A 12,604-nucleotide genomic window follows, 5' to 3' on the forward strand; every position below is an offset into this window, starting at 1 on the left:
GATTCGGTCACGATGAATACATGCGTTCACCGTTGCCGGATTATCTGACCGAAGTGCTCCGAGGATGCGCCGACAGTTCGGGCGCCCTCGCCGACTACATCCCGGAACTGGCGAGGGCCGACCCGGACCGGTTCGCCCTCACCCTCGTGACCGCCGAAGGTGCGGTGTACTCCGTGGGCGACGACCACACCGAGTTCACGATCCAGTCGATCTCGAAGCCCTTCGTCTACGGTCTTGCGCTGCAACAGAGAGGCTTCGACGCCGTGCTCGACGTGATCGATGTCGAACCCTCCGGGGAGGCGTTCAACGAGGTCTCGCTCGAACGCAACACGGGCCGTCCGCTCAACCCGATGATCAATGCCGGTGCGCTCGCCGCACACGCCCTGGTGCTCGACGGACGGCAACCCGAGGCCTCGGTGGAGGACATCCGTTCTCTGCTGTCGTCCCTGGCCGGTCGCGAGCTGACGATCGACGAGAAGGTCGCGTCGTCGGAGCTCGAGAACTCCTATCGCAATGTCGCCATCGCCAATCTCCTTCGGGGGTACGAGGTTTTCGAGGACGATCCGGACGAGATCGTCGAGGGGTACATCCGGCAGTGTTCGGTGACTGTGACGACCAAGGATCTCGCGATGATGGCCGCGACGCTCGCGGCGGGCGGTGTGCAACCCGTGACGTGCGAGGAGATCTTCTCGCGGGACGTGGTGCGTCAGGTGCTGTCGGTGATGGCGACCTGTGGGATGTACGACGCGGCGGGGGACTGGCTCTCCACCGTCGGTATCCCCGCCAAGAGCGGCGTGTCCGGAGGAATCATAGGAATCCTACCGGGACAGTTGGGTATTGCCGCATACTCGCCGCGCCTCGACGATCACGGCACCAGCGTCCAGGGGGTCGCCGCCTTCGGTCGTCTCTCCCGCGACATGAACTTGCATCTCATGGACGCGCCGATGGTCGCACACTCGGTGTTACGCAGAAGACATGTCATCGGCGAGGGTGACGAGTCTCTCACCCTACTCGAGTTGCAGGGCGACCTCCAGTTCACCAGTTCCGAGGGTCTCGTGACGGCCGTGGTCGACGAGCCTGTGGAGACGAAACGCCTGGTCTTCGACCTGTCCCTCGTCCGTACCATCCTGCCGGTCGGCCGAAGGATGTTGCTGGAGATGATCGGTCGGCTCCACCGGGACGGCGTGGAGGTCGTCGTGATCGACCCCGAAGGGCATCTGCCCGAACCCGACACCGGCTACGGCTTCCGACCGCAGGTTCACACCTCGTGGGAGGACCTGGAGGCGCAGGGGTGAAAGGGCATTCGGCACGAAAGTGACGTGAGGGACGGCTGTGAAGTTTTCCGGAACCACGGGTGGCGTCCACACCGAGCACTGGGCTACGGTGTCGTGCGGTGTGCCCGAGGTTGGTCGGCGAAAGACGCTCGTACCCCACGAAAGAAGATCCATTCATGCCGTTCCGTGAATCCCTCGTCGTCCCCGGAATCGTCCGGGTAGGAGGATGATGGCGTTGCTGACACGTTCGCCCTACCGCTGCCCCGGAGACGGCAGCGTGATCCACCACGCGTGCGCAGGACTGCTGACCTACTGGGAGCGTCCCGTCGAGGAGCACGTCGCCCGCACCTCGCTGGGTGACACCTACGTGCTCACCACGGGTCCTGCGACCGCACCGCCGATCGTGGTGCTCGCGGGTGGCGATCTCCCGGCGGCGGGGCTGCGTCTGCTCGCCGAGCAGTTCGGCGAGCGCCACCGGGTGGTGCTCGTGGATGTCCCGGGCCTTCCCGGTGCGAGCGCGGGCAGCCGGCCCGACAGCCGGATCCACAGCGTCTACGGCCACTGGCTCGTCGAGGTGCTCGATGCACTCGGCGTCGAGCGGATTCCCGTGATCGGTCTCGGCTGGTCGGCCTCCGTGGCCGCTGCGGTGGAGGATCTTGACCGGATCGAGAAGCTGGTGATCGCGGCGCCGCTGGGTCTCGTCCCGCGCGTCCGGTGGAACCGCGCCCTCATCCCCGGCCTGCAGTGGCGCAACGAGCCCAACTTCGAGAACACCGAGCGGTACCTTCGAGCACTCGCGGGATGCGACTACCGGCCCGACGAACAGACCCTGCGGTGGTCCTGCCGCGTCGGTGCGTATTGCACGTCGCTGACGAACATGCCCCGCATCGATCGGGCCGTGCTGCGCCGCTGGCGCGGGCGTCCGGTCGAGGTCGTCGTGGGAAGCAAGGATCCCCTCGTGCAGGTCGACGCGCTGAACAAGCTGGCCGACGACATGGGTGCTCATTTCGTGGCGCTTCCCGAGGTGGGACATCTCCTCGCGGTCGAGGCGCCGGCCGCTCTGGCGGCGACGGCCGCAACCGTAGCGGTAACGGAGAACTGAGAACCCGGACTCGGAAGAATCCGCTCCGGGAGAGTGTGGGTCGAAAGTGGCGATGCCGGGCTGCCCCCGACGGGCGTAGCTATCAGTCCGGCGTCGCCACTTCCGGTCACCCTCCCAGTGGAACCCGAAGGCTCGAGTACCCACACCAGGGCTGCGATAATCCCCGAATTATTACGTTTTGGTCACGGGGACGCCTACGACCGTACCATCTGAATGCTGTGTCGTTGCAGATGTATGTATCGGCGCGTCACACATCCGCGATTACAGGGACGCGATCACATCACGCCACGGCTCTGTCGGATCACGCCACAGCGGGGCTCCAGTCGACCACCACCGACCGTGCTCCGATGTATTCCAGCAGGTCGCGGACCGGTCCGCCGAAGCGGAGTTGACGGGCGACCTCCAGTTCGTCGAGGTCGTCGTTCTCCGTGCCGACGAGGATCCCATCGATCATGCTGCGGGCTGCGGACACGACGAGCGTCTCTTCCTCGGCCACCCGGACCGGTACATCGTTCTCGCCCGCCACCGCGCCGACCGCCACGGCCACGTAGTCCCTGTCCTCGTCCGCGTCGTGATACGCGACCAGGCGGCCATGCAGCACGGACTCGGGCAGGATGCGGTCGAGCGTTACGCCCGAGGGAACGCGCTCGTCCTCGGGACGGATGCTCGGGCCGGCTGCGGCCGGTGTGGCCGGGGATGCCGTGGGCTGCGCGGCTGCGTACAGGGGCACGCGCCGAGACGTCCAGCCGAAGTAGGTTTCGCGTTGCGCGTACATCGCACCTGCGCCTCCTCGATAGGACTTCGTCTCTACCTCCAGTGTGCTCCGGGCCACCGACACGTTTGTCGGTTCCGAAGGAGGGGTCGTAGGAGCTAGTCGCGCGAGGCCCGGACGCCGGGTGAGACGAGCAGTCGGCCGAGGACCGCGAAGAGCGCGAGGATCACCAGCGAGCAGATCCCGGCGAGGGCGGCACCGCCCACGACCAGGGCGTAGTCGCTGCGCGCGAGACCGTCCACGATGGGCCTTCCCACCCCGCCGAAGCTCACTGCCGCAGCGATCGTGGCGGTCGCGACGATCTGCACGGCGGCGGTGCGCAGGCCGACGAGGATCAGCGGCAAGGCCACCGGCAGCTGGGCCCGCAGCAGGATCTGGGACGAGGTCATCCCCATCCCGCGGGCGGCGTCGGTCAGCGCCGGGTCGATCCCGCGGATCCCTTCGTAGGAGTTCAACAGGATGGGTGGGATCGCGAGTGCCACCAGCGGCACCATCACCGGAACGAGCCCGATCCCGTACAGCACGACCAGCAACACGAGCAGGCCGTAGGTGGGGAGGGCGCGTGCGGCGTTCGCTGTGAGCGACACGAGCACACCGCCGCGGCCCGTGTGCCCGGTCCACAGGCCGAGCGGCAACGCGAGGAGCACGGAGATCACGAACGCGAGCAGGGTATAGCCGAAGTGCTGGGCCAGTCGCGTCGGGATCCCGGACGCGCCCGACCAGTTCGCGGAGTCGCCGAAGTATTCGGCCAGATAGTTCAGCAGCGTCGTCATCGGCGCACCTTCGAGGTGCGGTGCATCCACGGCGTGGCGAGACGCTGGACGAGCACGAGCACCGCGTCGACGACCAGTGCCATCACGACGGTCGCGATGATGCCGATGATCGCCAGATCGAGTCGGTCGAGCTGCACCGAGGCGGTGAACAACGCGCCGAAGGCACCCATGCCGATCAGCGCTCCGACGCTCACCATGCTGATGTTCGCGACCGTCGCGACCCGCAGCCCCGCGATGACCGCGGGGATCGCCAGCGGCAGGTCGACGGTGAGCAACCGGCGCGGCGTCGAGAATCCCATCGCCACCGCCGACTGGCGGACACTGTCGGGCACAGCACGCAATCCGTCGACGACGTTCGGGACGAGGCCCGCCAGCGCGTAGACGGCCAGCGGAAGGATCACGGTGGTCCGGCTGATCCCGGTGAACGCGATGAGCAGGACGAAGAAGGCAAGCGACGGAATCGAATACAGGACACTGCAGACCGCGAGCACCGGGGCGTACACCCGCGGCCACCGCACGCACGCGAGGCCCAGCGGCAGAGCGAGGACGAGGCCGAGCAGCGACGCGCCGAGGGCCATGACGAGATGATCGCCGAGCAGTTCCCAGAACGTCCCGAGATAACCGGGAATCCGCAGGCTCACCGCAACTTCCGCATCGCGAGCGGAGACGGGGTGCCGGCCTCCCTGTGGTTGTGCGCCGCGCGGACCGCCGCGGTCACCTCTTCGCCACTGATCACCCCGAGCGCACGTCCGTCGTCGTCCACCGCCACGGCATGGCCCGATGGTGAGAGCACGGCCGCGTCGAGCACGACGCGCAGCGGATCCCGCCCGGGAACGAACGGCTTTCCGGCCGGCAGGAATTCTGCATCGGCACTGCCGTCTCGCCACCCCGTCGGGCGTCCGTCGTCGTCGACGACGAGAAGCCAGCCGTCGCCGACGGCGAGTTCGGCGGCATCGCGGGTGACGATCGGATCGGTGCGCAGCGGCAGGTCGGCGGACGAGAAGAACGACATGAGTCGCACACCGCGGTCGACGCCGAGGAATCCGGCGACGAAATCGTCGGCGGGGGAGGTGAGAAGCTCCTCCGGAGTCGCGTACTGGGCGAGCACCCCGCCCGGCCGCAGGACGGCCACGCGGTCGCCGAGCTTGATCGCCTCGTCGATGTCGTGGGTGACGAGCACGATCGTCTTGGCCAGCACCGATTGCAGGCGCAGGAGTTCGTCCTGCAGATCCTTGCGGACCACGGGATCGACCGCGGAGAACGGCTCGTCCATCAACAGGATCGGAGGATCGGCCGCCAGCGCGCGTGCCACACCGACACGCTGCTGCTGCCCGCCGGACAGCTGAGCAGGATAGCGTTGCGCCAGTTCTTTTCCGAGGCCGACTCGGGTGAGCACGTCCATCGCGGTCGCGCGGGCCTCCTTACGGCTCGCGCCGAGCAACCGGGGCACGGTGGCGACGTTGTCGATCACTGTGCGATGGGGGAACAGCCCGGCGTGCTGGATGACGTATCCGATGCCGCGGCGCAGGATCCGGGGATCCTCGTCCCGGACGTCGCGGCCCCCGACGAGCACACGCCCGCTCGAGGGCTCGACCATCCGGTTGATCATGCGCAACGAGGTGGTCTTCCCACACCCCGACGGCCCGACGAACACCGTCAGGGTGCCCGTCGGGACTTCCAGCGAGAGTCCGTCGACGGCGACGGTCCCGTCGGGATAACGCTTCCCGACGTTGTCGAATGTGATCACGTGGCACCGACTTCCGTCAGTTCAGATCGTTCTGCTGCAGCCACTCCTCGGCGACGACGTCGATGTCGCGACCGTCGGTGACCACCTGTCCGACCAGGACGACGAGGGTGTCGGTGGTGAGCTTGTCGGACACGGCGTCGATCTTCGCGACGTGGTCGTCGTCGAGATCGGCGCGATGCACCAGCGGGGTGACGTTCTGGGCTCCGAAGACCGATTCCGGGTCCTCCAGCGCAACAAACGGTTCGGTGCTCAGTGACGGATCGGTGGTGAAGATGTTCGCGGCCTGCACGGTGCCGTCCGAGAGCGCGCGGATGGTGATGGGGCCACCGGTGTCGGTGGGGACGAATTCGCGGAACTCGACCCCGTACACCTCGCGCAGACCCACGACACCTTGCTGACGCGTCTCGAACTCGGGAGGTCCGCCGAGGACGAGTTCGCCGGCGACCGGCGCGAGATCGGCGATGCTCACCAGGTTGTAGCGCTGCGCGGTCTCCTCGGTGACGACGAGGGCGTCCTTGTTCTCACCGGGGGCGGAGGCCAGGATCTCGAGCCCGTCCGGAAGGGCTTCGGACAGGGCCGCATTGACGTCCTCCGTCGTCGAGGCGGTGCTGTCGGGGTCGACCCGCGCGAGCAGTGCGCCGTTGTACTCCGGGACGAGCGTGATGGCACCCGAGGCGACCTGGTCGTAGTAGATCTCGCGGCTGCCGATGTTGAACTGGCGGGTGACCTCGGCCCCCGTGCTCTCGAGCGCCTGCGAGTAGATCTCCGCGAGCAGGACGTTCTCCGGGAAGTTCGCCGAACCGACGACGATCGCGCCTCCGTCCGCTGTGTCTCCGGCGAGGGGATCCTCGTCTCCGCCGCCGGAACAGGCGGCCAGGGCGAATACGGACACGGCGAGAAGCGCGGTGGTGCGTGCGAAGCGTTTCACGGGTTGCTCCCTCGGATGCGGCACGGTCGGTTTTCGACTCTATCCCGGCGGATACCCACTGTGCCGGATTTGTCACGAGTGGATCACCAGTCGTCGCCGGCACGCTCCGAGGTCGTGAGGGCGAGGATGCCGCTCTCGAGACGGTATCGGCTCATCGAGTCCAGTGCGGGGGCATAGGCGTGCACGGTCACCGCCGGGACGGGACCGTCGTTGACGACCTCGTGCACGTGCCGACCGTCGAATCGACGCACGGCACCCGCCGACAAACGGGTGCGGGAGAGCGTCACGCGTTGCCCGGGAAGATCTTCCGACCACGGCTGGTCGACGGTGTCCTCCCGGACCTGTCCCTGCGCGACGGCGAACGCGCCGGCACTCCCACCGTGATCGTGGATCCCGGTGCGCTGCCCGGGAAGCCAGCCCAGCAACCACACCTCGTAGTCGTCGGCGACGGCGAGCCGGGTGTACCAGCGTTCGGTCTCGTCGAAGCGGACGAGCGCCCGCCAGCGGGAGACGTCCGCGGCGATGTCACGGACGATCTCGGCGAGATCGACGCGCACGGAGGGGGACAGAAGAGCAGCAGCCATCGTGGTTCCTCGAAACGGGAGCCGGACGGGATCGTAGGGTCGTCCGGGCAGGGGAAGTGGGTCGGGCCGGGATCAACGACAGGCGCGACAACCACAGAAACCACCGGCGATGCGGACGTAGTCCACATGAAGCCTGCGATGCCGCAGGGTCGCCGGAAGACGCATGTCGCTCACTTCAGCGGCCGGATGCGGCACTGTCAAGATTTTCACTCGTGTGACGTTCGGAACAACCGGACCGGATTGCGTCGCCGTACGGGCTCGTCGCGCGCGTCGCCGAACAGCAACGGTGCTGCGTACGGGCGGTCCGAACCGAGCACGACGCGGTCGGGGCCGAGTCCGGACGCCACGGCCTCGACGATCTCGGGACCATACGACGAGGTGTCGACGAACACTCCGGCCGACGGGACCGTCGCCGGTCCGCCGCGCGCGGCCATCCGGTCGGCGTGCAGCGGCGCGAGCCCGGCGAGCATCGCGAACCCCACGCGCAGTCCGGGGAGGCGAGGGGCCCCGTACTCGTGCCAGGCGAACCACGCGGTGTGCATCTGCGCCACGTACGACACCATCGCCGGCCACCACGGCGGAGCCGACGGATCGGCCGCGGCGGGCCCGGGATGCACGAACAGGGGAGCACCGACGCGGTCGAGTTCGTCGAGGAGCGGGGCGCACCGCGCGTAGCCGTCGGCATCCGCCAACGCGGTGGCGGGAAGCTGGAGACCGACGCATCCCGCCCCGAGCACCTCGCGCAGCGCCGCGGGATCGGGATCGTCGACCGACGCTGCCGCCCACGCCCCGAACGGGTGCGGCAGCGCGAGCACTCCCTCGTGGTAGGCGTCGAGCAGGCCGGCCCCGTCGGCTGCGGGAAGCGTTTCGATCCCCAGCGGGCTCGACAACGACACCAGCGCCAAGTCGATGCCGTCCTGCGCCGCGAGCTCGGCCCGCCGGGCGATCGAGTGATCCTCCGGTCGCACCTCGTACGGGGGTTCACCGCCGAGGTACAGCGTCCATCCGACGAGCCGCGGCGCACGGGTGCGTGCCCGTAACGCAGCGACGAGTGGTGCCGGCCAGACGTGCTGGTGGACGTCGACGCGGGGAACGGTCATGCCGTCAGGATGGCAGACCGCCCGCCCGCTGTCCGCTGTCCGCTGTCCGCGCTGTCCGCGTCGCCTACTGTCCCGCGCCGCGGGGAACCCATCGTTCGTGCAGCTGTCCGCGCCGGATACCCGGACTCGTCCCGGGCGTCGCGAGAGCGGGGGTGGGTGCCGAGTGACGGCTTCCGACCACCGGCTGCGATCCGGATGCCGGGTCGGCGTGGAGCTGCTCGCCGTACTCCGATGGGGGATCGGGCAGGCGGCGCGGCCGATCGATCCGGTACGGATCGTCGTGGTTCCTGCCGGTTCCCTTGAGCAGGCTGGTCGGCAGGTAGATGCTCGCAGTGATGCCGGCATTGGTGGACGAGTCGAAGGTCGGACGCAGACGCACCGTGATGTCGTGACGATCGGCGAGGCGCGCGACTACGAACAGACCCATTCGCCGTGCGGCGCCGGATCCGGCTTCGCCGTCCGAACCCAGCCGCATGTTGATGTCGGCGAGTTCATCTGCGGGAATACTGATTCCACGGTCGGCGATCTCGAGGAGGAGGCCGCCGTCGACGGCGCGGGAGAACGCGAACGCCACGGTGCTCTCGGGCGGTGAGGCGCGCAGTGCGTTGTCGAGGAGCTCGGCGATCATGTGGACGACGTCGGTGACGGCGCTGCCGACCAGATTGCCGTCCGGCGCATTTCCGATGTTCACGCGCTGGTAGTTCTCGACCTGCGAGAGGGATGCGCGCAGGACGTCGACGAGCGGTGTGTCGGGGACGCGGCCGAGGCGCTGGCGGGTACCGGCGAGGACGAGCAGCGAGTCGCCCGTGCGCCGCATGCGGGCGGCGAGGTGGTCGAGCGCGAACAGGTTCTGCAGACGCGTCGGGTCGCGCTCTTCGTGTTCGAGCGAATCGATCAGCGCCAGTTGCTGTTCCACGAGCGTCTTGTTGCGGCGGGCGAGCGTTTCGAGCATCTCGTTGACCTGCCGGCGCAGCTGGGCCTGCTCGCCGGCCAGACGTAGGGCACCATCGTTCATGCTGTCGACGGCGCGCGCCACCTCGCCGATCTCCTCGCGGGTGTAGACGCGGATCGGATCCAGTGTGACGGATTCGATCTCGGCGCCGTCCTTGATCGCAGCGAGTGCGGCGGGCAGATCCTGTTCGGCGGTGCGCAGGGTGTCGTCGCGCAGTCGGCGCAACGGCCGGACGAGCGACATCGCGATCACGATCGCCAGGGCGAGGGCGAGGGCGAGGATGATCGCGACACCGATGGCGTTCTTGAGGGCTTCGGTGCGTGCTTCGGCCGCGAGGTCGTCGAGGGCGGCCACGGCTCGGGTCGCGGAACCGGCGACCTCTTCCTGGTAGATCATGAGGCTCTCGAAGAGCGACCCGCGCAGAGCGGCGACGTTGCCCGCTTCGTTGTCGAGGTTGGCCGTGAGGCTGCGGCGATTCTCGAGCTGAGTCATCAGACCGTCGACCCGGGAGGAGTCGGCGGTCTCGTTCTCGACGAAGGTGTCACGGAGGACGGCCAGTCGCGCGGACTCGACACCGAGGGCGTTGTTCCACATGAGCAGGGCACCGTCGGTTCCGGCGCTCAGCGCGGAGTATGCGAGGACCTGGTCGAGCAGGGACCACTGGGTGTCCCACAGGTCGAGAAGTGTCGCGCTCTCGCGCTGGACGGTGGGGTCGTCCGTGGTGGTGGTGATGGCGCGGTAGGCAGCCTGGGCGCGGCTGACGAATCCTTCGGCGCGCTCGCTGGCCACGGTCGGCGCCAGGGTTCCCGACGACGCGCTGTCGAGCAGGCTCTCGCCCTCGGCGAGCATGCGGTTGATCATCGCCGCGATCTGCGGATCGAGATCCTTCGCGTCGATGTGGTCGCGCAGCGTCGCGGCGGATTCGCGGGCGACCTGGGCGCCGTTGTCGACGGGCAGTGACAGGATCGTCGCTGCCGCGGCGCCGGTGACACTGGTGGCGTAGTCGGCGAGGGTCGGCAGGATGGAGACGTTCTCGGCGGCGGCGCTGTAGGCGTCGTTCTCCTGGTAGAGGTCGTAGACGCGGAGCGAGCCGTACAGGGTCGCTGCGACGATGGGGACGGCGACGACCGCGGTCATCCTGCGCCACAGACGCCAGTTGTCCGGCGTGTACTGCCGGAATTTCCTCATGACACTCACAACGTTTCGCCCCCCGAGCCTCTCTACCTGCCTGAGTCGGCGGCCGGCCGAAACTGGACTTCGGCAAGTAAAGAACTTCGCCTTGGAAATTCGGGCCAGGGCGAATCACGGTTCGCTGCCGTCAGGACGTGGGTCAGAGTAGGTAGTACTTCGCTGCGCTCACAAGATCGCCGTCCAAGTCCGATAGCTGGTATTCGATCTTGTGTATACATCACGGTCGTGCGCTACGATGCCGCCGGAATTTCCCGTTCCGCCGGGTTTCGATGTCAGGGGGGCGCATGGATCTGCGACGGGTCGATCTCAACCTGCTCGTCGTCCTCGAAGTCCTGCTCTCCGAACGCAATGTCACGCGCGCGGCGCGGCGACTGAACATGTCGCAACCGGCGACGAGTACGGCTCTCGCCCGGTTGCGCAAGCAATTCGACGATCCGCTTCTCGTGAAGAGCGGCCGCACACTGCGTCCCACCGTGCGCGCCCAGGCGATCGTCGAACCGCTCCGCGAGGTGCTGCGGACCCTCGAGCGCTCGGTACTGGCTGCGCCCGGCTTCGATCCCGCGACGGATTCACGCACCTTCACCATCATGACCGGCGACTACGCCGCGATCACCCTCCTGCGTCTGCTGGTCCGGGGGAGCACCCCGGCCGGCATCCGTTTCGATCTGCTGCCGTTCAACGGTGCCGGTCTCGATGCCTTCCGCCGGTTCGAGATCGATCTCGCGGTGCTACCGGAACACGTGCTCGAATCCCCGGAGTTCGAGAGCTGCCGGAGGCAGGTCGTGCTGACCGACAGACTCGTCGGGGCGGTCTGGTCCGGGCACCCGTACACCGGCACCAAGCTCACCCGCGAAGTGCTCGGCCGCTACCCGTTGCTGTCCTACGCGCAGTATTCCGACGACACCAACCTCGGCCGCGCTCTGCTGCGTGCGGGGGCGGTGGCCCAGGTCGGCGCGACCAGCGGCAACCTCGCGGTGCTTCCGTACGCCCTGGAGAACACCCGCATGGTCACGTTCCTGCCCGAGCGCTTGGCCCGGCACCTCGCCGAGATGGCGTTCCTGCGCATCCTGGAACCGACCTTCCAGTTGCCGCCCCTGCGCGAATTCGCGGTCTGGCACGCCGAGCGCGATGCGGATCCCGCGCACGCCTGGCTCCGTGCGCAGCTCGACCCGATCGGGCGTCGCCGCGTCGCAGCACAGGCAGGCTGACGACGACGAACGCTGCGGACCGGCCCGTTCGACGGGGTCCGATCCGCAGCGTTCGAGTGGATCCGACGAGGTCAGCGTCCCGATCGACGCTGGAGGATCACCGCGATGACCACGACGAGAATCGCGACCACTCCGACCGGCGCGACCCGCGTCGCGACCGATCCCTTCGCGTACTGCATGAGGTCGAGCGGTTCGGCCTCGGGCTGCGGGGGCGCTGCCGGGGAGGGAGTCGTCGATGGCGTGGGAGGCGTCGAGGTCATCGCCGGTGCCGGTGAGGCGCTCACCGGGCTGGGTGGAACCGACTCGTTCGGCCGCGTCTGCGCGGAGTCGTCATCCCCGGCACCGGACCCGACGAATGCTCCACCGGCAGGCTCGTCGCCCGAACCCGAGGCGGTGAGCGGTGGGCTCGCCGGCACGGACTCGTTGGGCTGCGACTCGGCTGCCTCAGTGGCCGCCGCGGAGGAGGACACAGAAGAGGCCGTCGCTTCGGGTCCGAGCTTCTTCGACAGGCAGTCCGCGAACTGCTCGAGGATCTTCCGACCGACATCCGAGATCATCCCCCGCCCGAACTGGGCGGGCTTGCCGGTGATCTTCATGTCGGTGCTCACGATGCCGTCGGTGCGGTCGCCGTCGCCGGTGAGGGTGACGGTGATGGTCGCGGCCACCGTGCCGTTGCCTCGGGTGTCCTTCGCATTGGCCTCGATGACCGCCCGGCGGGCGGTCTCGTCCTTTTCGACGTACACGCCGGTGCCCTTGAACGTGAGCGCCACCGGTCCGAGCTTCACCTTGACGGTCCCGGTGAACGTGTCGCCGTCGACCCCGGTGAGCGTCGCACCGGGCATGCACGGCGCGACCTTCTCCGGATTCAGCAGGGCGGTCCACACCTCGTCGACCGGGGCGGGAACGGACAGTGTGTGTTCGAGTTGCATGAGGTCCTCAAGTTCGTAGGTGGTCCGGGATCTCGGTGTTCGGC

General features: G+C 68.1%; 12 protein-coding genes. 3 read left to right on the forward strand and 9 right to left on the reverse strand.

The annotated features are described in order from the left end of the window. The first annotated feature begins 20 nt into the window (after positions 1–20). Positions 21–1,295: a glutaminase gene (locus BLV31_RS03065; protein WP_024102450.1), complete on the forward strand. Its 1,275-nt coding sequence runs from the start codon at positions 21–23 to the stop codon at positions 1,293–1,295. 208 nt (positions 1,296–1,503) lie between these two features. Continuing rightward, on the forward strand, positions 1,504–2,376 hold the full coding sequence (locus BLV31_RS03070; protein ID WP_064060758.1) for an alpha/beta fold hydrolase: 873 nt from the start codon (positions 1,504–1,506) through the stop codon (positions 2,374–2,376). A gap of 301 nt (positions 2,377–2,677) precedes the next feature. Here the strand turns inward: BLV31_RS03070 and BLV31_RS03075 are convergent, their stop codons facing one another. The 8 genes from BLV31_RS03075 to BLV31_RS03110 all read right to left on the reverse strand — a co-directional run bounded on the left by BLV31_RS03075 (position 2,678) and on the right by BLV31_RS03110 (position 10,420). Beyond that, positions 2,678–3,151, reverse strand: coding sequence for a hypothetical protein (locus BLV31_RS03075; RefSeq protein WP_064060722.1), 474 nt, complete (start codon positions 3,149–3,151; stop codon positions 2,678–2,680). A gap of 95 nt (positions 3,152–3,246) precedes the next feature. Continuing rightward, positions 3,247–3,921: an ABC transporter permease gene (locus tag BLV31_RS03080; RefSeq protein ID WP_006550780.1), complete on the reverse strand. Its 675-nt coding sequence runs from the start codon at positions 3,919–3,921 to the stop codon at positions 3,247–3,249. Next, on the reverse strand, positions 3,918–4,562 hold the full coding sequence (locus tag BLV31_RS03085; protein WP_006550779.1) for an ABC transporter permease: 645 nt from the start codon (positions 4,560–4,562) through the stop codon (positions 3,918–3,920). The genes BLV31_RS03080 and BLV31_RS03085 overlap by 4 nt, the downstream gene beginning before the upstream one ends. Beyond that, the gene (locus BLV31_RS03090; protein WP_024102447.1) at positions 4,559–5,668 is read right to left on the reverse strand and encodes an ABC transporter ATP-binding protein; all 1,110 of its coding nucleotides are present in this window, start codon (positions 5,666–5,668) and stop codon (positions 4,559–4,561) included. The genes BLV31_RS03085 and BLV31_RS03090 overlap by 4 nt, the downstream gene beginning before the upstream one ends. Positions 5,669–5,684: 16 nt before the next feature. Continuing rightward, a complete protein-coding gene (locus tag BLV31_RS03095) occupies positions 5,685–6,596 on the reverse strand; it encodes an ABC transporter substrate-binding protein (protein ID WP_024102446.1) in 912 nt (303 codons plus the stop codon). An 83-nt stretch (positions 6,597–6,679) separates the two neighbouring features. Beyond that, positions 6,680–7,180 carry a cysteine dioxygenase gene (locus BLV31_RS03100; RefSeq protein ID WP_064060721.1) on the reverse strand — a complete coding sequence of 167 codons (501 nt, stop codon included), beginning with the start codon at positions 7,178–7,180 and terminating at the stop codon, positions 6,680–6,682. 206 nt (positions 7,181–7,386) lie between these two features. Then, positions 7,387–8,280 (reverse strand): amidohydrolase family protein, encoded by an 894-nt coding sequence (locus BLV31_RS03105; protein ID WP_064060720.1) that lies wholly within the window; start codon positions 8,278–8,280, stop codon positions 7,387–7,389. Positions 8,281–8,344: 64 nt separating this feature from the next. After that, entirely contained in the window at positions 8,345–10,420 is a 2,076-nt protein-coding gene (locus BLV31_RS03110; protein WP_064060719.1) for a sensor histidine kinase, read from the reverse strand. A gap of 287 nt (positions 10,421–10,707) precedes the next feature. On the opposite strand from BLV31_RS03110, the gene BLV31_RS03115 reads away from it, so the two are divergent. Then, positions 10,708–11,631 (forward strand): LysR family transcriptional regulator, encoded by a 924-nt coding sequence (locus tag BLV31_RS03115; protein WP_006550773.1) that lies wholly within the window; start codon positions 10,708–10,710, stop codon positions 11,629–11,631. 71 nt (positions 11,632–11,702) lie between these two features. Here the strand turns inward: BLV31_RS03115 and BLV31_RS03120 are convergent, their stop codons facing one another. Continuing rightward, a complete protein-coding gene (locus tag BLV31_RS03120) occupies positions 11,703–12,560 on the reverse strand; it encodes an SRPBCC family protein (RefSeq protein ID WP_072740459.1) in 858 nt (285 codons plus the stop codon). Positions 12,561–12,604: the final 44 nt, after the last annotated feature.

The organism is Rhodococcus pyridinivorans, assembly GCF_900105195.1.
Lineage (GTDB): Bacteria > Actinomycetota > Actinomycetes > Mycobacteriales > Mycobacteriaceae > Rhodococcus > Rhodococcus pyridinivorans.